We start from the raw sequence: 24,882 nt of genomic DNA on the forward strand, positions 1-24,882 counted from the left end.
TAACTGTTAATTTTTCAGGGTGTGAGTGTTTAGTGAGTACGATTAGCTGCAATATGTGCAAGAGAAATTAATGCTTGTTTATATTCTGACTCTGGCAGTATTGCGATAGCGCTAATGGCTTTGTCGGCTTCTTCTTCAGCTTTTTTCTGTGTGTAAACTAAAGCGCCTGTTTGTTTCATCGCTGCAAGAATATCATCGAGATTATCCATGCCATCACCATGTTCGATTGCATTACGTATCATGAGACTTTGTTGCTCATTTGCATGTTTCATTGCATAAAGCAGTGGTAAAGTAGGTTTGCCTTCAGCGAGGTCGTCGCCAACATTTTTACCCATTTCTTGTGCGTCAGCCGTGTAATCCATAATGTCGTCAACTAACTGAAAAGCAGTGCCTAAATGTTTACCGTAATTGAGCATAGCCAGTTCTGTTACATCATCTTGTTTAGCAATAACAGCTGCAAGGCGGGTAGCCGCTTCAAATAATTTCGCTGTTTTACAGTAGATAACTTTCATGTAGCTATCTTCTGTGGTGTCGGGATCATTGCAATTCATCAATTGCAGCACTTCACCTTCAGCAATAATATTGGTTGCGTCAGATAAAATGTCCATAATTTTTAAGTTGCTTAATTCACTCATCATTTGAAATGAACGAGAATATAAAAAATCACCTACCAGCACACTGGCACTATTACCAAACATCGCATTAGCTGTTTCACGACCACGGCGCATGTTCGACTCATCAACAACATCGTCATGCAAAAGTGTTGAGGTATGAATAAATTCAACGATTGCCGCAAGCTGTAAATGTTCCTCACCCTTATAACCAATAGCTTTAGCCGCTAAAACGGTAAGTAATGGGCGCATACGTTTGCCACCACCATTAACGATGTATACACCTAATTGATTTATAAGCGCAACGTCGGAATGTAGTTTTGAAAAAATCAGATCGTTGACCGCGGTCATGTCTTGTTGAGCCAAAGCTTGGATATTTTTTATATTCATAGAGCGTAACAAGTTACCTTAAATGTTCTTTAGTGATAGAATACCCGTAATTTCCGAGGTAATTTTACACGAAATTCATGATGATAGAAGTTTTGTGAGTAAGAAGTTTTTACTTAATTAAAAATAATAATAAATCATTACTTTTATACTTGCTCTATCTGATTTCTTCGCGTAGAATTCGCGCCCTATAATTTTAAATTTAAGCGTCGTCCATAGATGATGACGCAGTACGGAGTAGCTATGTACGCGGTATTCCAAAGCGGTGGTAAACAGCATCGTGTAACTGAAGGCCAAACGGTTCGTTTAGAAAAAATTGAACTTGAAATTGGTGCTGCAGTAGAATTCGAAAACGTTTTAATGATCGCCGATGGCGAGAGCATCAATGTAGGCGCGCCTTACATTGCTGGTGGTAAAGTTGTGGCTGAGGTTGTAAACCAAGGTCGCGCTGACAAAGTTAAAATTGTTAAATTTAAACGTCGTAAGCATTCACGTAAAGAAGCGGGCCATCGTCAATGGTTCACTGAAGTGAAAATTACTGGCATTAACGGCTAATTAGGAGCGATTTACAATGGCACATAAGAAAGCTGCGGGTAGTACACGTAACGGTCGTGATTCAGAAGCTAAACGCCTAGGTGTTAAACGTTTTGGCGGCGAAGCCGTTTTAGCGGGTAACATTATTGTTCGTCAACGTGGTACTCGTTTCCACGCTGGTAGCAACATGGGTATCGGTAAAGACCACACTTTATTTGCTTTATCAGATGGTAAAGTACAATTTGAAGTTAAAGGTCCTAAAAACCGCAAGTTTGTAAGCATTATTGCTGAGTAGTAATACGCAAACTTATAAAACCCTGCTGTTACGCAGGGTTTTTTTTTGCAGGTAATACCAATCTCACTAATTATCTGACTATTTCTACTGGTTAAAACAATCAAAGATTGCGTTATTTATTTAATAATTAGAGCAACTCGTTATTAAAATAAACGCCTTATATCTGGCCGTTTTCCCTACGTATAAAGTAGTCTAGCTAATTAATGAAATGGGTATAATTTATCCTACTCGTTACAAATTGTATAAAAAATGACATTGTTCATACTATTTGAAATAAATCATTTATAATATGTAGCAGAAAATAAAATTTTGGAGTGTTTTAAAACACCATGAAATTCGTAGATGAAGTAGAAATTCGCGTAGAAGCCGGAGACGGTGGTAATGGTATTGTTAGTTTTCGTAAAGAAAAGTATATCGAGTTCGGTGGACCAAACGGCGGTGACGGCGGTGATGGTGGCGACGTTTACTTATTAGCGGATGAAAGCTGGAATACACTAATCGATTACCGTTTTGAGAAATTTCATCGCGCGAAACGTGGTGAAAACGGCCGAAGCAGAGATTGTACAGGTAAAGGTTCAGAAGACTTGTACCTAAAAGTACCTATTGGTACGCGTGCTGTGGACATTGACACCGGTGAGCAACTTGGTGATTTAACGCAACACGAGCAAAAATTACTGGTCGCTAAAGGTGGTTGGCATGGCTTAGGTAATAGCCGTTTCAAAAGTAGTACTAACCGTGCTCCGCGTCAGAAAACTGATGGCACCCCAGGTGAAATTCGTAACTTGAAACTTGAGTTATTACTTTTAGCTGATGTTGGATTACTTGGCTTGCCTAATGCCGGTAAATCAACGTTAATTCGCAGTGTATCTGCAGCGAAGCCAAAAGTAGCCGATTATCCGTTTACCACGCTTGTGCCTAACTTAGGTGTTGTGCGTTTAGATGCTCAACGTAGTTTTGTTATTGCTGATATCCCTGGTTTGATTGAAGGTGCAGCTGACGGCGCTGGTTTAGGTACACAGTTTCTAAAACACTTAGAGCGTTGTCGTATCTTATTGCATGTGGTTGATGTTTTACCTGTTGATGGCTCTGATCCGTTAGAAAATGCAAAAACCATTGCGGGTGAACTAGAAACACATTCTGCAGCACTAGCAGGAAAGCCACGCTGGTTAGTCTTTAACAAGTTAGACTTATTGCTTGAAGAAGAAGCTAAAGAAGTTACTGATCGCATTATCGAAGGCTTAGGCTGGGAAGGTGAGGTTCGCAGTATTTCAGCAGTAAACAGAATGGGCACCGAAGATTTGTGTCAGGGCGTTATGAGCTTTATTGAGGCATTACCTCCAGAGGTTGAAGAAGCGCCTATTGATGGTAAAACTGTTGAGTTTAAATGGGATACTTATCATGAAGATGCTATAGCTGATGCTGATTTAGCCGATGATCTTGACGATGAAGATTGGGATGAAGACGATTACGACGTAGAAGTTGAATATCGTAAGTAATCTATAACATTACTTTCCCCGATAAAAAAAAGGTGCTTTGTAGCGATACAATGCACCTTTTTTGTTGCCGGTAATCACGTATAATATTTTTAAATTACGCTGCTTAAGAATTAATAACCCACATGACCATACTCTCAATGATAGTTGCACACGCTAATGATCGTGTTATCGGTAAAAATAATGATATGCCGTGGCACTTGCCCGCTGATTTAGCTTACTTTAAAAAAACTACCTTAGGTAAGCCTATTATTATGGGGCGAAAAACTTTTCAATCGATAGGTCGGCCCTTACCGGGACGAAAAAATATCGTTATTTCTCGAGACGAGAGCTATCAAGTCGCAGGCGTTGAAGTGGTTAATTCCGTTGACGCTGCCTTGGCGTTAGTAGTTGATAGTGAAGAAGTGATGGTTATTGGGGGTGGTGCAATATATCAACATTGTTTAGCGGCTGCACAGCGACTTTATATAACACACATCGATGCGGATATTGATGGTGATACGTATTTCCCTGCATATGATCTAGCAGTTTGGAAGAAAGTGGCTAGCGATATTCGACCGAGCGATGAAAAAAATCAATACCAACTCGACTTTTCAATTTATGAAAAAGTTTAAAGGTAGCTAGGGAATATATTCCCAATAAATATAATTTGATTTTGTTGCATTGATTGTTTGTATTGTTAGATCAAAAAAGAGCGCTCATGCGCTCTTTTTTATGCGTTAGTTTTGTGAATAGCTAAAGTTTAAACTCTTGTACCGATTGTTGTAACTCTTCCGCTAAACGCGCCACTTCACTACTTGATTCTGCCGTTTGTTTAGAGCCGGCTGTCGTTTGTTCTGCAATAGCAACAATAGACTCTAAGTTTTCACTTATTTCATGAGCAACAACACTTTGTTCCTCTGCCGCTGTCGCGATTTGAGAACTGCGGTCGAATGCTTCATGAACTGCATGGGTAATGGTATCAAGTGCTTTTTCAGCTTCGACACTTTGCTCAACACAATTAGTTGCTTGTTCTTTACCGGTATCCATCACAGAAACCGCTTTTTCTGCGCCACCTTGTAGCACTTCGATCATATTTTGAATCTCTTGGGTAGAGACTTGAGTACGACTTGCTAGTGTTCTTACTTCATCTGCTACCACAGCAAACCCTCGGCCATGCTCACCTGCGCGTGCCGCTTCTATCGCAGCATTTAATGCTAGTAGATTAGTTTGGTCTGCAATACTTCTGATAACATCAAGAATACCGCCTATAGATGCGCTGTCCTGTTGAAGTTTATTAATCACTTGTGATGCTGATTCAACTTCTTTAGCAAGTAGTTCGATGGTTGCACGATTACGGCCAGAAATAACTTTAACACGCTCTGCTTCATCGTCTGCTTGTTTGATTTCACCTAACGCATCATTCGCGCTCGATAATACACTTTGTGCCGTACTACTCATTTCTGTTGTTGCTGAGGCCGCCTGTTCTACCTGAGCACGCTGCTCTTCGATTGCTGTCGTACTTTGAGCTGTTACTGCTGACGTTTGCTCTGCCGCTGTGGCAAGTTGAGTGGAGCGACTAACAATACTTTGTATTAACGTACGAAGACTATCTATTAACAAATTACAGTTGTGTGAAAGTTGAGCGAATTCATCATTGCCACTTTCATCTAGCTTACGAGATAAGTCACCTGATGCAACAATGTGCAGCATTTCATTTACACGTCTTAGCGGTCGGGTAATGCTGGTTAAAGTTTTCCATGCAATAACTATTGCTAAGACGATTGAGATTAAGGTGATTATAAAGGTATTTCGAGTACCATCAGAAACTGATTTTTCAATTAAAATACCTGTTGCTATGGTTGTTTCGTTTGCTAATTCAACTTGTTTAGCCAAAATGGTATTTGCGCGGTAAATGCCATCTTCGGCTAATTTTAAACTAATAGTAGCCGCTGCTATCGCATTTAATTGATTGTCTTTATTTGAAAATATTTTCTCATTGCCAGTAATGTAACCTTTTAACGCTGCAAAGCTATCAGTTAAATCTTCTGCAATATTTGGTGTGTTTTGTAGTTTTAGCTCACTAACAACATCAATAATAGATTTCTCAATATCGATAAAAGTGTTTTGTATTTCGTTAGTCACTAGCGATGCAGATTGCTCATCTTTAACATCACGATATTCAAAAGATGAACTTACTATGCTATTAAGCAACATTTCTAAACGTTCGGCTAAGCTCACCGCACGTTGTAGTTTAGTTGTAGCCATTTCGTGATCGCCAAGGTCTAATAAAATAGTAGCGGTGTCGTCGGCGCTTTCTTCAATGTTATCTATTTTTTCAGTTAGGGTGATTTGTTGCTCTATAGCAAGTTTTCTATTGCTTAATACACTTTCTATTTCATCTTCTAATTTGTTATAAACAGGATCAATTTTATGGAGGTTACTGAGTAAACTAGGTTCGTTTTGAACAATGCTTTTTAGCTTTTTTAAATGTTTTCTAAAGTTGCTTGTGTCTGCGTCAAAAGTTTCTTGGTTCGCTGCAAGTGGCTCCAGTGTGGTTTGATAGTATGCCCTTAGTGTTAGGTTACCAATGCCGGTTAGGTCATTTGCTAATTTATTACTTTCTTTTAAAGTCGGTATGGCAAGTTCATCTTGCTGCTTTGTGGCATCACCAATTGTATTTAGGCTATTCCAAGATATTGCGCTGGTTAAAAAAAGTAAAAGTGAAATAATGGTAAAGCCACCAATTATTTTCGTCGCTACGGTTAATTTCATAGAGCCCACCAAGGTATTGATTAAGTCATTATTTGCTTACACTATAATCAGTCAATTGAACTAAAAGAACGTGTAAGCATTAATTATTATTAGACTACAAGGTAATGTAGGTTGTTTATTATGGCTTAGTATAACAAGCTAAATTACATTTTAAACTAATGCTCTGCTTTATCTTTGATTTTTGTGTGATTGCTCGATAAATATTTTCTTATCATGCCACCTCAACATCGTCATATGTTGCCCCCAAACACAGCCAGTATCTAGAGCATAAATATTTTCAGGCTGACATTTTCCCATTAACGCTGCCCAATGGCCGAATATCCATTGTGTATGCTGAGAAATATGTTGAAACTCAAACCAAGGCGTGAGTGTTTTAGGTGCGCTAGCAGGGCTTTCTTTGCAGTTAAAATCTAAACTACCATCGGCATGACAATAGCGCATGCGAGTAAGGGAGTTAATAGTAAATCTAAATCGTTCTAAGTCATCATTTGCATTCTGCCAGCTTGTAGGTTGTTCGCCATACATATTACGCAGCCAAGTTTGGCTTGCTGAAGAAGTTAAGTGTTGATGCGCTATTTCAGCCTGCTCCATGGCTACTTTAGGCGTCCACTGCGGCGAGAGTCCGGCATGACTCATGTAAGTTTCTTCATTGGGGAGTTTTTGAATCAATGGCTGTTGAATTAACCACTGCATTAGCGAGGCTGCATCAGGCGCTGCCAATAACGTTGTTAGCAAATCTTGCTTTTTTACTTTTTTAATCCCTTGATATACAGCAAGTAAATGCAAGTCGTGATTACCTAAGACGATTTTAGCATTTTTACCAAGTGACTTTATAAAACGTAAGGTTTCAAGTGAGTTAGGCCCACGGGCGACGAGGTCACCCGCAACATAAAGTTGGTCACTATTACTAGAAAACCCAACTTGATTCAGCAATGCATCTAGTTCGTTATAGCAACCTTGAATATCACCGACGAAATAAATAGCCATAACTGTTCTCTAGTTCAATATATTAGGCTTTGCTAATCGAAAAGGGGGTATTTCAACTTGAATAAGCGCTGCTGAATGTGTTTGCATTTGATAGTGACCTTGCATGTTACCTAAAGGAGACTTCAACACGCAGCCACTTGAGTAGGTAAAGCTTTGCTCGGGCTTAATAAATGGTTGCTGACCGATAACACCTTCACCTGTAACGGTATTAGTTTCACCGTTAGCATCAGAAATCAACCAATATCGACTCAGTAATTGTACCGTTTCACTGCTATTATTTGTAACAGTGATAGTGTAACTAAAAACAAATTGTTGCTCTGCTTCGACAGATTGCTGCGCAATGAAGTCAGTGACAATAGAAATGTCAATATCAGCGGCTGTTGCCACTTTGTCATTACTCATTATCTAGTTCTACCGGGTTGTCAGTGACAAAATTCGCTAACATAACAAAATCTGCTAAAGCTAAGTTTTCAGGGCGAAGTCCGGGATCTATGCCTAACGCTGTTAATTGCTCAGCAGAAATCAGTTTTTTAAAGCTGTTTCGAATCGTTTTTCTACGCTGATTAAATGCAGCCAAACAAACTTTGTTAAGCGAGTTAATATCTTTAACAGGATTTTTTATGGTTTTATGCGGTATTAATCTGACAATAGCAGAATCTACTTTTGGTGCAGGTTTAAACGCTTCAGGCCCAATTTCCATTACAGGTATCACTTGGCATTGATATTGGGTCATAATTGATAAGCGCCCAAAAGCTTTGCAGTTTTCACCTGATGCCATACGCTCAACTACTTCTTTTTGTAGCATAAAATGCATATCTTTTACTTTGTCTTTAAACGTGAGCAAGTGAAAAATAAGCGGCGTTGAAATGTTATATGGCAAATTACCAAAAATGCGTAATGGCTTTTCACTACTAGCAAGTTGAGCAAAGTCGAACTTTAAAGCATCTTCTTCATGTATGGTGAGCTTTGAAGCCAAAAATGGATGATGACGAAGTCTGTGCGCTAAATCCCTATCTAACTCAACGACATTAAGATGACCAGCTCGTTCGATAACAGGCTCGGTAAGTGCGCCTAGACCTGGGCCAATTTCTACTAAGTTTTCACCAGGCTCTGGGTTAATAGCATCAACAATATCGCTAATAATAGCTTCATTGTGTAAAAAGTTTTGACCGAAGCGTTTTTTAGCTTGATGACCTAAGTGGGAGTTTTTGCTCATAGTTTTGTCTGCTCTAATGCATCTTTGTCATGGTTATTAGCCAATGTTATCGCGGTATTTATAGCTTCATAAAAGCTACCAGCATCTGCCTGATTGGTGCCGGCTAAATCAAACGCCGTACCATGATCTACCGATGTTCTAATAAATGGTAATCCAAGGGTAATATTAACTGAAGCGCCAAAACCTTTATATTTAAGTACCGGTAAACCCTGATCATGAAACATGGTTAAAATCGCATCAGCGTCATTTAAGTATTTAGCTTGGAAAATTGTATCAGCAGGTAATGGACCAATTAGGTTCATGCCCTCTAAACGTAATTCTTCTAATGCCGGGATCATTACATCGATTTCTTCACGACCAAGGTGGCCATCTTCCCCCGCATGCGGATTAATACCACAAACATAAATTTTGGGGTTAGGGATGCCAAACTTCTTGATTAAATCTTTATGTAATATACGCGAAACTTTTTGAAGCCTTTCGTGGGTAATGGCTTTAGACACATAAGCTAAAGGAATATGTGTAGTTACCAGTGCAACTCTTAACCCTTCAGTGGCTAGCATCATGACAACGTCAGAGCAATTCGCTTCATGAGCAAAGTATTCTGTATGGCCACTAAATGCGATTCCTGCTTTATTAATTAACCCTTTATGTACAGGGCCAGTAACAACGGCGTCAAATTCACCTGAAATGTTTTTTTCACTCGCAATACGCAAAGTTTCAACCACATAGCGGCCATTATTAGGGTTAGCAACACCAGCTTCGCAAATATCTTCTAATGGCACAGGTAACACAAGAAGCGTTCCCGCTTTATGTGATGTTACTTCATCATTGACGTTATATTGCTTGATGGTGATCGGCAGGTTTAATAGCTTTGCCCTTGCAATTAATAACTCAGGAGATGCGACAGCAACCATCTGAATTGGCCAATCTCGCTGTGCTACTTTTATCATCAGGTCTGGGCCAATGCCTGCAGGCTCGCCTGGCGTTATTGCAATTCGTTTTAACACTACTTTTTACCTGTTTCTATAATTTCTATGTATGCTTCATCGCGTAGTTCTTTAATCCAACGAGCCCCTTCCATACCGAATTTACGGTTATAAAGCAGTTGGTATACTCGGTTTTCATTCATTTGTTGGGTGGCGTCTAATGTTCTACGACCAGTTAATTTAGCTATATGCCAACCAAATGATGAGCGAAATGGTTTATGAACTTCGTCGATATCTAAACTGGCTAATGCTTCGGAAAATGCTGGGTCATATTTACTTGGCTCTGACCAACCTAAGTCACCACCACGAACCGATGTAGGTCCTTCAGAATGTTCTTTAGCCAGTTCGGCAAAGTCGGCTTCACCAGCGTTTAGTTTATCAACAAAACTTTGTAGTAAGGCTTCTGCTTTTGCTTCACTTAATATAATTGAAGGTTTAATCAATATGTGACTGGCTTTGACTTCTTCAATTTCGACAACCTGACGACCACGAACATCGACTAATTTCACGATACTAAAACCTAAACCTGTACGTATTGGACCAAACACACTGCCTTTTTCTTGACCTGCAACGAGTTCAGAAAATAATGTTGGCATTTCATTAATGGTTTTCCAACCTAAATCACCACCTTCAAGAGCGTTCGAGCCACCAGATGATGTCATTGCAATATTGGTAAAATCGCTGCCGCTATCTAATAACTCTAGTACTTTATCAGCACGTACTTTAGCCGCATTAATATCTGCTTGCTTTGGATTATTAGGGAACTCGATCAAGATATGACCTAAGCGATATTCAACGTCAGCATTAGTTTGCTCTTTCATTACTGACATTAAGTTGGTAATTTCTTGAGGTGAAATATAAATACGACGACGTAAACTTGCGCGTCTTACTTCTCCTGCAATTAACTCATTACGAACGCTTTCACGATACTTCTCGTAAACTAATCCATCTGCAACAAGCGCTTGACGGAATGAATCAAGCGTTTGATTATTATCTTTTGCTAAATTAGACAAGGTTTCGTCAAGCTGAGCATCACTCACTTGAACACCCATGCGCTCACCTAATTGAGCTATTATTGCGTCATTAATTAACTTATCCATTACTTGAATTCGCAATGCGCGATCAGAAGGTAATGTTTGGTTATTCTTTTTTGCTTGTAGGGTAATAGAAGTAATAAGATCTTTAACTTCAGACTCTAATACCACACCACTATTAACCACGGCTGCTACTCGGTCTAGCTCAACTTCAGCAGCTATACTCTGTTCATATGAGCTTAAAATAAACACCGAGCTAAGAAGTAATAATTTCAATGAATTTTTCATGTAACGTATATTTCTTTTAATTAGTTATTGAGGAAGTAAGGGCGTTTATAGCCGAATATACTTGAATTAAGCATATCTCCAACACTGTCGGAAGATTTATTGCTATTTATGCCATTATATACAAATTGAATATTAAAACTGCTATCAAATGCATCGCGGTTTTCATTTATGTTCAGGTCGTCTTCAATTTTAGAGTTAATATTGCGATGGTACGTAAAACGTATCCCCCAACAACAACTGCTGTACTCAAGACCTGCATAGCTTTCAATACTGCGTTTGCCTTGTAAGTCTTGTGTAAACCGCCCTACAAGTTGCCACCGCTGGGCAATTTTAACATTTGCCGCCAACGACATTTGTTCTAATGACTCTCCTGAGACATCGCGAGTATATCGATGGTTCAATTGAATTGTTTGATTATTACTAAATAAGTAATCTAAAGTGGTTTGACTTTTATTGGTCACGCCTAAATCGGTATTATATTGAATGTCAGAACTAAACTGCCAGTTTCGACTTAAATGAAGGAAAATATCGGCTGCTAATGCTGACTTATCTACTAAGGTGTCTTGATTTGCTTCATCAAAGTTACTTTCATTTAAATAAACAATACGGCCCAAACTAAAACGCAACATTTCGTTATTTTCAGCATTTAATAACCTACTTGTTACCCCCCACGAAACCTGATTGGCTTGTGCTATTCTGTCTATGCCACTAAAGCGACGGTCACGGAATAAACCGTTATAGTCATCTTGCAATAGAGTTGTGTCGTAAATACCAATGTTGCTTTGATCTTTTTCAGGGATATAAAGGTACTGTAACTGTGGCTCAAGTGTTTGGTTGTACTCGCTATTAAATAAGGCGATGTTACGATCAAAATTGACACCACCATGCAATCGTATTTTAGGCAACGTTCTATTAATATTTTTTTCTAGCAGGCTGTTATTACCAATATTTTGTTGAATGTAATTAGTTTGCAGAACTTTGAGTTCTGAATTTAAAAACCATGCAGGTGTAACCATAGGGTAAAGTAAACCAGCTTCTACATGGTATCTCTGCGCTGTTGGCTTGGTTAAATCTGGTGTATCAAAGCTAGAAAATTCGCCATAAACATCAAAGATACCATCAAAGTCATCAAAAGTTTGTTGGCGCCTCGCTTCTATTTGAGGCAAGGTTTTATAACTTTGTTGATGATTGCCTAATAATTCAAAATCTTGTAATTTTAGGGTGGTTTGCCAATTTTCTGCGAAATAAGCCAATTCACCTATTTGATAGAGATATGCATCGTTAGAGTTAAATTGGCTACTACCTAAATCCACTAAGTAATTATCATCACTAATGGTCGTGTAGTCTACATGGGCTCTAAACCTTTCTGAGAAAGTACCAATATGTTGAATTCTGGCTAAGTAACGTGAATCATCGTTATTGTTAAGTTTTTTATCTTTATTGAGGTATTCAATATCAAGTTGACCTGACTGTAAGCCTTCTAAATATCGAAACTCTGTAATTAATTGCGTGCCTCTATCAGACATGTAGCGTGGTGTAATAGTGGCATCCATGTTTTCTGATATATTGACATAATAAGGAATTTCAACTTCTAAACCTGAGCTTTTTGAAGTGCTAATTTTAGGGTATAGCATACCTGATTGGCGTTCATCACTAATAGGCATGGTTAAATAAGGAATATATAAAATAGGCACATCAAAAAGACTAAAACGAGCGTTATATGCCTCAAGTGATTTTTTATCTGAAGAAATGGTAATCTCGCTTGCGCGCATCTGCCAATCTGGCACAGGATCGTAACAAGTGGTAAAGCTTGAGTCGATAAAACTCATCGTTTTTCCATTTCCATCAATATTAATTTCTTTTGCACTTCCGTGCCCAGCAGAGCCGTTTAGTTGATATGAAGTTGATGTTAACGCCGTGGACTTTTTTAATTGATTTATATTAAGCGTGTCGGCAAAAATATCTATACCTTTGTTTTGAAAGTGAATATCACCATTAGCGTTAACTGTAGATGTATTTCTATTAACGGATAATTCATCTGCAACAATTGATTTATCTTGATTTAATAAGGTAACACCACCGGTAAACGTGGCATATTCACCTTTTTTAATATTTGAAGTAGAAGATAAAATAGTAAAGCTGTCGTTTGCCTGCTTACCGGTTTCTTCTGCAAGATTTGCATAAAATGGAATAGGGCACTGACTAGCAATATTTGTATTTATTTCAATGTTTTGCGCCTTACTACCAAAGGTAAGTGCTATTAGGCAGAGAAAGGGGGTTTTGTGTAAGGAAAAACGCATTTATAATCCGGGTAATTAACTTGAAAAATACAAAGCCTAGTTTAGTTCGGCATTTTAACGCTAAAGGCGGTAATAATATAGCAATTTTCTTTAGCCTGCGAATTAGTTATATTGGCACTATCATTTTTTAGAGATATTTTCTATTGAGTAATTTAAGAACTACAGCCTTATCACATTGGCTTGAAAGTCAGTTTTCAACGCAAAAAATCAACTTATTACCACTTACAGGTGATGCCGGTTTTCGACGTTACTTTCGCTTTGCATACCAAAGTAAAAGTTATATTGCGGTTGATGCGCCGGTAAAACTATCAAATAACCAAGCTTTTTTAAACGTTCAGCAAATTTTGAAAGATGTTAGCGTTAATGTACCTAACATTATCCATGCGGATCTCGAACAAGGTTTTCTTTGTCTTAGCGATTTTGGCGACATGGTATTATCTGAACGATTATCAAGTGATAACATGCAGAAATATTACGCTAAAGCGATAGTAGAATTAGATAAAATGCTAACATGCTCATCGGTATCTGTGTCGACTTTACCTTTGTATGATGAAAAATTTATTTTCACAGAACTGAGCATCTTTACTGAATGGCTACTCGAAAAACATTTAGCTATTTATTTAACTGCAGATGAGAAAATTGCATTAACCTGTTGCTTTGATGAATTAGTTTCAGCCATGGTTGAGCAACCTAAAGTATTTATGCATCGCGATTACCACAGCCGAAATATTATGCAGCTTAGTAATGATGAACTGGGTATTATTGACTTTCAAGATGCTGTAGAAGGGCCCGTTATCTATGACTTGGTTTCCTTATTAAGGGATTGTTACGTACGTTGGCCAAACCAGCTTATAGCACCTTTAATAGAAGATTATCGCTTACAAGTGCAAAATTATTTTCCAAACGAAACCCTAACAAAAGAAAAATGGCAATATTGGTTTGATTTAACTGGATTGCAGCGCCATATAAAAGCGAGTGGTATTTTTGCACGCCTCTATCACAGAGACAGTAAATCAGGATATTTAGCTGATATTCCACTTACCTTGAGCTACATACAAGATGTTAGCGCACAATATGATAAACTCACTTTTTTACATGAGTTAGTCAGTAAGCGGGTAATACCTGCGCTCAACAAATAACATAATGTGCTTATTTTTAAGTAAGATTTTGGAAAGTTTTTCATGAAAGCTATGATATTAGCAGCAGGTAGAGGCGAGCGAATGCGACCACTAACTGATAACTGCCCTAAACCACTGTTAACAGTGAATGGCTTGCCGTTGATAGTGCACCATATAAAAAATTTAGTGGCGGCGGGTATCAAAGATATTGTAATTAACCATGCATGGCTAGGTCAAAAAATTGTAGATTATCTCGGTTGCGGTCAGCAATTTTCGGCGAATATAAGTTATAGCGAAGAGCCTGTAGCATTAGAAACAGCCGGTGGTATTATAAAAGCATTGCCGATGTTAGTTGAACATGAAAATGATGTTTTTATGGTGATTAATGGTGATATTTATTGCGATTTTAATCTCAAGCAATTACCACGTTTAGGTGAAGAGTTTAACGCTCATTTGTTATTGGTTAATAATCCAGAGCATAACCCTAAAGGTGACTTTCAACTTGTTGAAGGGGTATTAACTAACCCTAAAAACAACCATCATGAAACATACACTTTTAGTGGTATTGCTCTTTACAGAAAAAGTTTTTTTAAGCAAGATGCTGCAACACAAGAATCGACTTTGTTACAACCAGTTCAAGAACAACAACTTATACAACCTTTAGCACCTATGTTAAGGGCTGGGGCTGAACAAGGTAAAGTGTCAGCGAGTTTAATGACTAACGCTTGGACAGATGTTGGAACACCAGAACGTTTAGCTAAGCTAAACACTATTTAACCATTTTATAATTAATTAATTATCGAGTTTTACGATGCGAATTTGGGGTAAAGTTTTAGGATTTTTATTTGGCTTGATGCTGAGTAAAAATATTTTCGGTGCGTTATTGGGCGCTTGGCTCGGACATCGGTTTGATAAAGGTATAGGGCTTAATTTTAACAACTTAGGTGGTGCTAAATCGGATGCCGACCGCCAAGCAATATTTTTCTATAGCAGTTTTTCAGTTATGGGTTTTATTGCTAAGGCTAATGGGCAGGTTACCCAGCATGAAATTGCTTTTGCTACAGCTTATATGGATAAGTTGGGGTTACAAGGTGCAATGCGTCAACAAGCTCAAGATGCATTTAGAGATGGAAAAACAACAGGCTTTCCAGTTACCGAACGATTAACCGAACTAAGATCTGTCGTTGGAAATCGTCAGGATTTATTGTTACTTTTTTTAGAAATTCAAATTCAAGTGGCTTTCGCTGATGGAAGCCTAGATGAAGATGAACGAGAAGCACTGCACCAAGTTGCTCAAGGCTTAGGCTACTCTGCACATGAATTAGATAAATTATTAGAGATGATAATTGCAGGGGCTAGTTTTCATCAACAAGGGCAAAGAGGTGGAACTCATAGCTTTGCACAGTCGGGTCAGCAACTTGAAAACGCCTATAAAGTGTTAGGTGTTACAGAACAAGATTCAGCGAGTGATATTAAAAAAGCTTATCGTAAACTTATGTCGCAACATCACCCAGATAAACTGGTAGCTAAAGGCTTACCTCCTGAGATGATGGAAACGGCAAAACAAAAAGCACAAGACATTCAAGCAGCTTACGAGTTAATAAACGCACAAAATAAATAACAACTTTTGTATTTACTTCGTTTTTAAAAATTATTTTAACAACGAAGTAAACAGCATAAATGCGACTAAATTGCTTTTTTATGTGTTAAGTGACTGATCAGTAGCTTGCATACGCAGTTGTAAGTCGCGTAGACTAATGCCGATTTTGATTTATACTTTGGATAACACAAATGTTCCTTTCAGTAACTAATAGGCGATTTATCGCAATATGGCTTAGCGCTATATTGTTAGTATTGTCTGTGGCTGCTGCTGCGCATAGTGTTGAACATATAGATGATGGTGTTAAAAAACACTGTACGTTGTGTTTTCATCAACATCAATTCGATCAAGTACTACCACAGCAAAACGCCACACTTGACTTTAATGTTCAGCAAGTAGAAACAATCGTTACTGTTGAACCAAAATTAGCACTAATTCAACGTGTTAATTATCATAGCCGCGCACCTCCCAAAACGCTTTAAACCTAATTATTTAACAAGCTATTTTTACAAAACCAACTTGCCAATTGAGTAAGTGGGTTGTTGTATTCGTATATAATTTATTTTAGAGATTTCCAAATGAAAAATTTCCAACGTGTTTCGACTTTTGTATCTACTGATATCGCTGGTTGCTTAGCGACTATTAACCCGACTAAAGTAACGGCTGCTTTAATCTTATCTGGCGCTTTGCCTTTACTATCATTCGCACAAACGCCGACACTGTCTAACCTTACTGTCAGCGCTGTACTAGATGGTTATTATCAGAGTGAAGATCGCCTAATGACCGAAAGAGCAAAAGGCTTTGGCTTAGGTGAAACTGAGTTAGCGTTTAGTGCCAGTATCGATGATATGTTTTTCGGTAAACTCACCACTGTTTTTGAATCACATGAAGGTGAAACCGAAGTTAATGTCGAAGAAGCTTTTATACAAACAATGGCATTGCCGAATGGATTTACTGTTCGAGCAGGGCGATTCTTATCTGATATTGGCTATTTAAATAATCAACATCTTCATACTGACGCTTTTACCAGTAGACCGAGTGCATATCGTGCATTTCTAGGCGGGCATTATTTCGATGATGGCTTAAGAGTGAGTTATATAGCACCAACAGATTTGTATTGGACGATGGGAGCTGAAGTTTTTTCAGGTGATAGTTTACGAGCTGAAGATGAGTCAGGTGAGCGCGAATTTGATAGCACGGGCGTTTATACGGCGTTTACAAAAATAGGTGGTGATATTGGTATTGAAAGTTCATGGCAGTTGGGGGCAAGTTACCTACGCAATGAAAATGGTCTGTTAACGCCTGAAGAACACGATGAAGAAGGTGAAGAAGGTGAAGAAGCGCATGCACACTCTGCTAGCTATACAGGTAAAAATACCTTTGTGGCTGATTTTGTTTATAAGTGGGCGCCAAATGGTAACTATAAATATCAACATTTAACGCTCAGTGCTGAATATTTTAGGGTGAGTGATTTTATGGTGCCAGACCTTGATGAAGAGCATTTGTCAGCAGAACATGACGAAGAAGGTAGTGTTAATGATTATCATCAAGCTTGGTATGTTAGTGGAGTCTATCAATTTTCACCAAGTTGGTCAGCAGGACTGCGATACGGAAAATTAAATACTCAAGTACTACACGAAGAACATTTCGATCAACAAACCCTAAAAGAAACTGAGCTAAGTGTTGCTTGGCACAATAGTCACTTCTCAACCGTTAGAGTTGAATTTAGTCATCAGAGTAATATTGGTTTTGATAATGCTGAAAATGACAATGTTATTACTTTGCAATATGTAATGGCACTAGGAGCACATAATGCACATCAATTTTAAATTACTGCTTAGCAGTGCTTTACTGACGTTGAGCCAAAGTGCTTTCGCGCAAATGAATATTTTTGCATGTGAGCCAGAGTATGCTGCTTTAGCAAAAGAGCTTGCTCCCTCAGCGAAAATTTATACTGCAACAACCGCTATGCAAGATCCACATCAAGTACAAGCGCGACCTAGCCTGATTGCTAAAATGCGCCAAGCAGATCTTGTGATCTGTGCTGGGGCTGATTTAGAGATAGGTTGGTTACCTATGTTGCAAATGAAATCGGCTAATACTCGAGTACGTAACACAGAAGATGGCTTATTTTTTGCCGCTGATCATGTCGAAACGTTAGACCAAATGAGTAATGTTGATCGCAGCATGGGTGATGTTCATAGTGCTGGAAATCCACATTTACATTTTTCACCACAGCGTGTTCTCGACATTGCGAAGGCACTAACAGAGAAGTTAATTCAGCTAGATACAAAGCAAAGCGATGTGTATCAGCAGCAGTTATCAAGCTTTGTGAATCGTTGGCAATTGGCGAGGACACAATGGCAGTCAAAAGTGGCGACGTTGCAGGGCATGAAAGTTATTGCCTATCACTCAACATTTCGTTATTTATTTGATTTTACAGGTATTGATTCTGTTGCTGATTTAGAGCCCAAACCGGGATTGCCGCCAACAAGTAGCCACCTTGCAAGTTTGTTAAAACTAGCTAACCAAGGTGATATATCGGCAATCGTTGTGGCTTCTTACCAAGATCAACGTGGAGCGAACTGGTTAGCAGAAAAATCGAATTTACCTGTTGTTGTGCTACCTTTATCGGTCGGTGGTAATCAGCAAAGTGATGATTTATTCAGCTTGTATGACAGTGCTTTAGACCTATTAATTAAAGTAAATCACCCTAAAAAATAGCATTTAAAGCTACAGGTATTATCGATGGATTATGAATTACTCACTATACTGTTACCTGCATTCGCTGCGGGTATTTTAGTACTTTCAACTCATGTTGTATTGGGTAAACAAGTATTAAGGCGTGGTATTATTTTTATAGATTTAGCTATTGCACAAATAGCGGCTTTAGGAGCGATAGTTGTGCGTATGGATCATGATCTTGCTGAGCTTGCGTATGCAAATATTTGGATCCCAGGCCTATTTGCATTAGCAGGGGCAGGCATTATTGCCTTATTAGCCAAATATATGGCAGAAGAGCTAGAGGCGATGATCGGTTGTTTTTACGTTCTATCTGCTGTGACAGCTATGTTGTTGTTATCTAATGATCCACATGGTGCAGAGTTACTTAAACAACTAATGTCAGGTCAAATTCTTTGGGTAAGTTGGCAGCAACTGTTATTACCAACGATAGTCTATAGTGCCATACTTGCGTTAATACTTTACCGACCTAAAATTTTAGATGGAGCTGCTTTCTATTTATTATTTGCTGTGGTTATAACATTATCCGTTGAGCTTGTTGGGGTTTATCTTGTTTTTAGTACCTTAATATTACCTGCTTTAGCAATTAATAAATTACAGGGCACTCGGGTATTGTTATGGGCTTACGGTGTAGGTTTAGTTGGGTATTTACTAGGCTTGTATATGTCAGCAACTTTCGATTTACCTAGCGGTGCGGCAATAGTGGCGACATTAGCCTTAAGTGCAGTAGTGTTTAGATTAGTGTTTAGATTAGTAAGTAGGTTAGGTTTAAGAAAGTAAATAGGGTGTGTTGATTCAAAAATTAAAAAGCCAGCAAGTTAAAAACTGCTGGCTTTTTCAATGGTAATGTTCTGACTAAAATAATTTCTAGTTAGATAATTAGAAGCTGTAAACTAAAGTCATTGCTGTTTCAGTGTTAACATTTTCTTTATCTTCATCAACGTCAGTATTGTAATCTACAGTAAAGCTAAATTTAAGTTGTAGTGTTTCAAGTAACTTTGTAGAAATAGACGTTCTTGCTTTATAAGTACTGTTTGCATCACTTTTTGGAGCATACTTTGCTACTAATAACTGCTTAAATAAAACGTGCTCATTAATTTCACGTGTGTATAAAGCTTGGGCTTGAACAATAAAGGCAGTATTGATTTCTTCGGGATCAGTATCAGTTGCACTGACAACATCGCGTTTAAAACCTGGACCAATATCAGCATCTAGTGTTGTTTTTTCAGTTTCATACCAACGACGCCCCCAACCTGCAGAAATTGAGCTCTGGTTGTCGAAACTACTAAAACGGTCGTCTTCATAAGAAGCATTCGCATAGATATAGTTTGGACTTGCCTTGTCAATTGTATAATTAGTTTGGCCGACTGCAGTCCACTTTTGATCACTGGTAGTAAAGTGATCTTCGCCATTTTCATCTTCTTCCTCACTTTTCTTTACCAACAAGCCTAAGTTTACTGTTGATTTCCAAGCACCTGCTTCGTGAGTAAAGTCAAAACCTGCTTTAACATCTGCACTGTTTGTATCACCTGTTTTAAAAAGCATACCTAGCTCTGCAGAAGCAGTATAAGGAGATTTAACTTTTGGTGCGGTTGCTTCTTCTGCTAATGCAACTAGCGGCATAAAACAAAGTGCTGCTGATATTAACTTATGACTCATTTGTTTCTTCCTTTCTTACGTGTAATGATAATTGTGGATATGGTATTTCAATGCCAGCATCATCTAATGCGACTTTAATTTTTTGTAACAGATCACGATGTAATGGCCAGTAATCGGCAGAGGTAACCCAAGGGCGAACAACAAAGTTTACTGAGCTTTCAGCAAGTTCTTGTACACCGATAACAACTTCTTTATCTTTTAAGACTAATTCATGCTCACTGGTTATCTTAGTAAGTAACGCTTTAGTTTTAGCAAGATCTGCATCGTAACTTACACCAATAACTAAATCTAATCGGCGCTCAGGTTTCGTTGAAAAGTTAGTAATCGTACTAGAGGTAATTTTACCATTTGGGATAATGACCGCTTTGTTATCACCAGTTCTTAATTTTGTTGAGAAAACATGAATTTCTTCAACAATACCGGAAACACCCGCTACATCGATAAAATCACCACTTTTGAATGGCTTTAATATAATAAGCAGAACACCTGAGGCAAAATTAGATAGTGATCCCTGCAGTGCTAAGCCTATTGCTAAGCCGGCCGCACCGACTATGGCGACTAATGAAGTTGTGTTAAAACCTAAATGAGAAATAGCAGCGATAATAACAATAACGAACAACATACCGTAAAGTAAGCTGCTTAGGAATGAGATAATGGTTTCATCCATACCTCTATGACGCATAACTTTTACAACGCCATCGCGTACTAAATTTGCAACAAATTTACCAATAAATACGATAGCTAGTGCAACGACTAATTTTATCGCAAAATCCATTAGCATTTGTTGATTTTCTAGAAACCAGTTCTGAATAGTGTCCATTATTTACCCTGAGCATTTTTATGATGGGGGATTATAATAAACATCAATTGAAATTTCATTACATTGTTCAAAAAACACCATAATTTTCAATATTACTTTAAGGAGTGTTTTAAGGAGAAGGAGAAGTTTACATTGAAAGCCAAAACAAAAAAATCCGATGAATACGATTCATCGGATCATTGACTAAATTTTCAATATAACTGTTACCGTTATCAACACATAGGCATGTTAGTAACGGCTATTAATGCTATTTAATTAATGCGTCTAATTTACCTGTTGAATATTGCACAAACATATTGTCTAAAGAGATTGGCTTAATACCTGAAGCATGACCAACACTACCAAAAGCTTCATAACGCGCTTTACAAATATCATACATTGCTTGTGTTGACGCTTTTAGAAATTTACGTGGGTCAAATTCGCTTGGATTTTGTGCTAAAAATCGGCGAACTGCGCCTGTTGAGGCTAAGCGTAAGTCAGTGTCGATGTTAATTTTACGCACACCATTTTTAATACCTTCTTGAATTTGCTCAACCGGAACACCATAAGTTTCAGGTATTTTACCACCAAATTCATTAATAACGGCTAACCATTCTTGCGGCACAGAAGAAGAACCATGCATAACTAAATGCGTATTAGGAATACGAGCATGAATCGCTTTAATACGATCGATAGCGAGAATATCGCCTGTAGGTGGGCGAGTAAATTTATAAGCACCATGTGAAGTACCACAAGCAATGGCTAAGGCGTCAACTTGTGTTTTTTGAACGAAATCAGCCGCTTCTTCTGGATCAGTTAGCATTTGATCCATGGTTAATTTTCCAACCGCGCCAATACCATCTTCTTCGCCAGCTTCACCCGTTTCAAGTGAACCTAAACAACCTAATTCACCTTCAACTGAAACACCACAAGCATGTGCCATTTCAACCGTGCGACGAGTTACGTCTACATTGTATTCATAGCTTGAAGGTGTTTTACCGTCATCCATAAGTGAACCGTCCATCATAACTGATGAAAAGCCTAATTGAATAGAGCGTTGACACACGCCAGGTGAGGTACCGTGATCTTGGTGCATTACCACAGGAATATGAGGGAATTCTTCAATAGCAGCTAAAATTAAATGACGTAAAAAAGGTGCACCAGCATAAGCACGAGCACCAGCAGAACCCTGCAGTATTACTGGGCTATTAGTATCGTTAGCAGCAAGCATAATTGCTCTAACCTGCTCCAAATTGTTAACGTTAAAAGCTGGAATACCGTAACCGTTTTCGGCGGCATGATCTAACATTTGGCGCATAGAAACTAAAGCCATGAATTAACTCCTGAGATTATTGTTGGTGATAAAATTGATTTCAAAAAGGTTTCATTATGAAACTTAGTGCTTTCATGTCGTAATTGTATCAGAAGAAATTAGTGCATTGCACGTGAAAAAATAGCACTACTGTGGTTAATAAAATGCATTATTTTACAGTTATTATATTTGTGTTTTTATTACTGAAATATTGAAGATATAAGAGAGGTTTTATTGCTAAACAGCTATAAATTTATGTAATTTTACTACAAATAAATGGCAGTCTAGAGAATATATTTTATGATAAATATTTTGCTAGGTGATAAAAGTAGATTTTTACCTAAAATGCTCGCAGGGAACATGAAGTTAATAAAAAACGGCAGTGTATTTTTACACTGCCGTTGTAACTATTGTGTTTAGCAAATTTATTTTTTAGCGCGAGCTTCTAAAATAGCTACTGCAGGTAATTTTTTGCCTTCTAAAAACTCAAGAAAAGCGCCACCACCGGTTGAGATATAAGATACCTTGTCTGCAATATCATATTTATCAACTGCGGCTAAAGTGTCACCACCACCCGCAATAGAAAATGCTTTACTATCTGCAATGGCACGAGCAATAACTTCTGTACCTTTACCGAATTGGTCGAATTCAAATACACCTACAGGACCATTCCAGACTACGGTACCAGCATTAGCAATAATTTCTGCTAGCGCTTTAGCGCTTTCTGGACCTATATCAAAGATCATGTCGCCATCGGCAACGTCATTTACATTTTTCAGTGTTGCAACGGCTGTTTCAGAAAACTCTTGACCAACAACAACATCCGTAGGAACTGGAATTGAACCATTATTGTCATTGGCTTGTTTTGTTAAGCGCTTAGCTTCATCAACTAAGTCAGCTTCGAATAATGATTTACCAACATTATGACCTTGCGAAGCAATAAAAGTATTAGCAATACCGCCACCAACAACTAATTGATCGACAATACCTGCTAAAGAATCAAGCACGGTAAGTTTAGTTGAAACTTTTGAACCACCAACAATAGCCACTAATGGGCGGGCAGGGTTATCAAGGGCTTTTGATAAAGCTGAAAGCTCACCCGCTAATAATGGGCCAGCACATGCCGTAGGTGCATATTTTGCCACGCCGTGGGTACTTGCTTGTGCGCGATGAGCGGTGCCAAATGCGTCCATGACAAAAATATCACACAACGATGCTAACTTTTTAGACAAAGTATCATCGTTATTTTGCTCGCCTGTATTGAAGCGAATATTTTCAAAAATAACTAGTTCACCAATATTAACATCTACACCGTCAAGGTAACTTTTAACTAAACGTACAGGTACATTTAGTGCTGCACTAAGATAGTCGGCAACCGGTTGTAATGAGAACTCTTGATTGTATTCGCCTTCAGTTGGGCGACCTAAATGTGACATTACCATGACTTTAGCACCGGCTTCTAAAGCGTGCTTCAAAGTTGGTAATGCAGCTCTTAAACGAGCATCGGAAGTTATTTTGCCATCTTTTATTGGCACATTTAAGTCTTCACGAATTAGCACACGTTGATTGTTTAATGCTAGATCGGTCATTTTAATTACTGACATGTTTATTTCCTGTTGATAGAATTTTAACTGTTAAGTAAGTGATAAATAAATTCTTGGTTGGGTGCTATCGAACTAACCCACTTTAGCCATAGTATAGGCGGTATCTAATAAACGGTTAGCGAATCCCCATTCGTTATCACACCAAATAAGTAACTTAACCAAACGTTTGTGGCTAACACGAGTTTGATTGCCATCCACAATGCTTGAATGCGGATCATGGTTAAAGTCAATAGAAACCAGTGGCTCAGTGGTATAACCTAAAATCCCGGCTAAACCGTTTTGTTGAGCGTCGATAATTGCTTGGTTAATGTCAGCAATAGTCGCATCGCTCGATAAGTTTAAGCTCAGATCCATTGCCGTTACATTGATAGTGGGTACACGCACTGCAATGGCTTCAAATCGGCCAGCAAACTTAGGTAGTATTCGTTCAATACCAGCGGCTAGCTTAGTGTCTACCGGGATGATTGATTGGCTTGCAGCACGAGAACGGCGTAAATCAGGGTGATAAGCATCAATAACTTGTTGGTCATGCATTGAAGAATGAATAGTAGTAATCGCACCACTTTCAACACCAAAGGCTTTATCTAAAACCTGAATAACGGGCACGACACAGTTAGTGGTACAAGAGCCGTTTGAAACCACTTTCTCAGCTGGAGTAAGTAGTTGATGATTTATGCCATAAATAATCGTGGCGTCTAAATCTTGTGAACCTGGATGCGAAAAAAGTACCTTTTTTGTCCCTTGTGTAATATGTTGTTGTCCATCGGCTTGGCTGCCATATTGTCCGCTACAGTCAATAACTATATCGACATTATGTTGTTGCCATGGCAAGTTGCTTAATTCAGCTTCATGACTTAATGCGATTTCGTCACCCGCAATAAATAATTTGCCATTACTTTGTTGAACTGAAAATGAAAAACGCCCGTGTGTAGAATCGTACTTTAATAAATGCGCTATACCTTCAGGCTCTGCTAACTCGTTAATAGCGACTAAATTGAATTCGTTCGTTCTGCCGTTTTCATATAAAGCACGAACAACATTTCTGCCGATTCTTCCAAAGCCATTTATTGCAATATTAATTGACATATTATTGGATCTTATTGCTAACGAACCTAGAAAAGGAAATAGCCAGTTAACAATATTAACTGGCTATCAATAACGTT

24 protein-coding genes are annotated in these 24,882 nt (G+C 38.3%); 11 read left to right on the forward strand and 13 right to left on the reverse strand.

The annotated features are described in order from the left end of the window. Positions 1-29 precede the first annotated feature (29 nt). Entirely contained in the window at positions 30-1,001 is a 972-nt protein-coding gene (gene ispB / locus DBO93_RS03215) for an octaprenyl diphosphate synthase (protein WP_162533714.1), read from the reverse strand. Between the two features lie 240 nt (positions 1,002-1,241). Between ispB and rplU the strand changes: the two genes are divergently transcribed. The 4 genes from rplU (at position 1,242) to folA (ending at position 3,934) form a co-directional block, all read left to right on the forward strand. Then, on the forward strand, positions 1,242-1,553 hold the full coding sequence (gene rplU, locus DBO93_RS03220) for a 50S ribosomal protein L21 (RefSeq protein WP_077285540.1): 312 nt from the start codon (positions 1,242-1,244) through the stop codon (positions 1,551-1,553). A 16-nt stretch (positions 1,554-1,569) separates the two neighbouring features. Beyond that, a complete protein-coding gene (rpmA, locus tag DBO93_RS03225; protein ID WP_081151723.1) occupies positions 1,570-1,827 on the forward strand; it encodes a 50S ribosomal protein L27 in 258 nt (85 codons plus the stop codon). A gap of 329 nt (positions 1,828-2,156) precedes the next feature. Further along, on the forward strand, positions 2,157-3,323 hold the full coding sequence (gene cgtA, locus DBO93_RS03230; protein WP_108455040.1) for an Obg family GTPase CgtA: 1,167 nt from the start codon (positions 2,157-2,159) through the stop codon (positions 3,321-3,323). A 122-nt stretch (positions 3,324-3,445) separates the two neighbouring features. Beyond that, positions 3,446-3,934, forward strand: coding sequence for a type 3 dihydrofolate reductase (folA, locus tag DBO93_RS03235; RefSeq protein ID WP_108455041.1), 489 nt, complete (start codon positions 3,446-3,448; stop codon positions 3,932-3,934). Positions 3,935-4,055: 121 nt separating this feature from the next. Here folA and DBO93_RS03240 read toward each other — a convergent pair whose 3' ends face one another. The 7 genes from DBO93_RS03240 to lptD form a co-directional block, all read right to left on the reverse strand. Further along, positions 4,056-6,074, reverse strand: coding sequence for a methyl-accepting chemotaxis protein (locus tag DBO93_RS03240; RefSeq protein WP_108455042.1), 2,019 nt, complete (start codon positions 6,072-6,074; stop codon positions 4,056-4,058). A 168-nt stretch (positions 6,075-6,242) separates the two neighbouring features. Beyond that, positions 6,243-7,061: a symmetrical bis(5'-nucleosyl)-tetraphosphatase gene (locus DBO93_RS03245; protein ID WP_108455043.1), complete on the reverse strand. Its 819-nt coding sequence runs from the start codon at positions 7,059-7,061 to the stop codon at positions 6,243-6,245. A gap of 9 nt (positions 7,062-7,070) precedes the next feature. After that, complete coding sequence (gene apaG / locus DBO93_RS03250) at positions 7,071-7,463, reverse strand: Co2+/Mg2+ efflux protein ApaG (RefSeq protein WP_108455044.1); 393 nt, start codon at positions 7,461-7,463, stop codon at positions 7,071-7,073. Beyond that, the gene (gene rsmA / locus DBO93_RS03255) at positions 7,456-8,277 is read right to left on the reverse strand and encodes a 16S rRNA (adenine(1518)-N(6)/adenine(1519)-N(6))-dimethyltransferase RsmA (RefSeq protein WP_108455045.1); all 822 of its coding nucleotides are present in this window, start codon (positions 8,275-8,277) and stop codon (positions 7,456-7,458) included. Before rsmA ends, apaG begins: the two co-directional genes overlap by 8 nt. Continuing rightward, entirely contained in the window at positions 8,274-9,284 is a 1,011-nt protein-coding gene (gene pdxA / locus DBO93_RS03260; RefSeq protein WP_108455046.1) for a 4-hydroxythreonine-4-phosphate dehydrogenase PdxA, read from the reverse strand. Before pdxA ends, rsmA begins: the two co-directional genes overlap by 4 nt. After that, a complete protein-coding gene (gene surA / locus DBO93_RS03265; RefSeq protein ID WP_108455047.1) occupies positions 9,284-10,585 on the reverse strand; it encodes a peptidylprolyl isomerase SurA in 1,302 nt (433 codons plus the stop codon). Before surA ends, pdxA begins: the two co-directional genes overlap by 1 nt. Positions 10,586-10,605: 20 nt before the next feature. Continuing rightward, entirely contained in the window at positions 10,606-12,885 is a 2,280-nt protein-coding gene (gene lptD, locus DBO93_RS03270; protein ID WP_108455048.1) for an LPS assembly protein LptD, read from the reverse strand. A 143-nt stretch (positions 12,886-13,028) separates the two neighbouring features. Here lptD and DBO93_RS03275 point away from each other — a divergent pair, with 143 nt between their 5' ends. From DBO93_RS03275 to DBO93_RS03305, 7 genes are all read left to right on the forward strand, one after another. Then, entirely contained in the window at positions 13,029-14,024 is a 996-nt protein-coding gene (locus DBO93_RS03275; RefSeq protein WP_108455049.1) for a phosphotransferase, read from the forward strand. Between the two features lie 42 nt (positions 14,025-14,066). Next, a complete protein-coding gene (gene murU / locus DBO93_RS03280) occupies positions 14,067-14,780 on the forward strand; it encodes an N-acetylmuramate alpha-1-phosphate uridylyltransferase MurU (RefSeq protein WP_108455050.1) in 714 nt (237 codons plus the stop codon). A gap of 34 nt (positions 14,781-14,814) precedes the next feature. After that, on the forward strand, positions 14,815-15,624 hold the full coding sequence (gene djlA, locus DBO93_RS03285) for a co-chaperone DjlA (protein WP_108455051.1): 810 nt from the start codon (positions 14,815-14,817) through the stop codon (positions 15,622-15,624). A 170-nt stretch (positions 15,625-15,794) separates the two neighbouring features. Next, positions 15,795-16,085 (forward strand): ABC-type zinc uptake system zinc chaperone, encoded by a 291-nt coding sequence (locus DBO93_RS03290; protein WP_108455052.1) that lies wholly within the window; start codon positions 15,795-15,797, stop codon positions 16,083-16,085. 96 nt (positions 16,086-16,181) lie between these two features. Continuing rightward, positions 16,182-17,432: a hypothetical protein gene (locus tag DBO93_RS03295; RefSeq protein ID WP_162533715.1), complete on the forward strand. Its 1,251-nt coding sequence runs from the start codon at positions 16,182-16,184 to the stop codon at positions 17,430-17,432. A gap of 52 nt (positions 17,433-17,484) precedes the next feature. Next, on the forward strand, positions 17,485-18,327 hold the full coding sequence (locus DBO93_RS03300) for a zinc ABC transporter substrate-binding protein (protein ID WP_239059168.1): 843 nt from the start codon (positions 17,485-17,487) through the stop codon (positions 18,325-18,327). A 24-nt stretch (positions 18,328-18,351) separates the two neighbouring features. Continuing rightward, entirely contained in the window at positions 18,352-19,125 is a 774-nt protein-coding gene (locus DBO93_RS03305; protein WP_108455054.1) for a metal ABC transporter permease, read from the forward strand. 99 nt (positions 19,126-19,224) lie between these two features. On the opposite strand, the gene DBO93_RS03310 is transcribed toward DBO93_RS03305, so the two are convergent. The 5 genes from DBO93_RS03310 to epd all read right to left on the reverse strand — a co-directional run bounded on the left by DBO93_RS03310 (position 19,225) and on the right by epd (position 24,805). Beyond that, entirely contained in the window at positions 19,225-20,004 is a 780-nt protein-coding gene (locus tag DBO93_RS03310) for a DUF481 domain-containing protein (protein ID WP_108455055.1), read from the reverse strand. Beyond that, on the reverse strand, positions 19,994-20,824 hold the full coding sequence (locus DBO93_RS03315) for a mechanosensitive ion channel domain-containing protein (protein ID WP_108455056.1): 831 nt from the start codon (positions 20,822-20,824) through the stop codon (positions 19,994-19,996). The genes DBO93_RS03310 and DBO93_RS03315 overlap by 11 nt, the downstream gene beginning before the upstream one ends. Before the next feature lie 247 nt (positions 20,825-21,071). After that, the gene (fba, locus tag DBO93_RS03320) at positions 21,072-22,136 is read right to left on the reverse strand and encodes a class II fructose-bisphosphate aldolase (protein ID WP_108455057.1); all 1,065 of its coding nucleotides are present in this window, start codon (positions 22,134-22,136) and stop codon (positions 21,072-21,074) included. A gap of 404 nt (positions 22,137-22,540) precedes the next feature. Further along, the gene (locus DBO93_RS03325; protein WP_108455058.1) at positions 22,541-23,719 is read right to left on the reverse strand and encodes a phosphoglycerate kinase; all 1,179 of its coding nucleotides are present in this window, start codon (positions 23,717-23,719) and stop codon (positions 22,541-22,543) included. Positions 23,720-23,791: 72 nt separating this feature from the next. Then, entirely contained in the window at positions 23,792-24,805 is a 1,014-nt protein-coding gene (gene epd, locus DBO93_RS03330) for an erythrose-4-phosphate dehydrogenase (RefSeq protein ID WP_108455059.1), read from the reverse strand. Between the last annotated feature and the right edge of the window lie 77 nt (positions 24,806-24,882).

The sequence above is a fragment of the Colwellia sp. Arc7-D genome (genome assembly GCF_003061515.1).
GTDB lineage: Bacteria > Pseudomonadota > Gammaproteobacteria > Enterobacterales > Alteromonadaceae > Cognaticolwellia.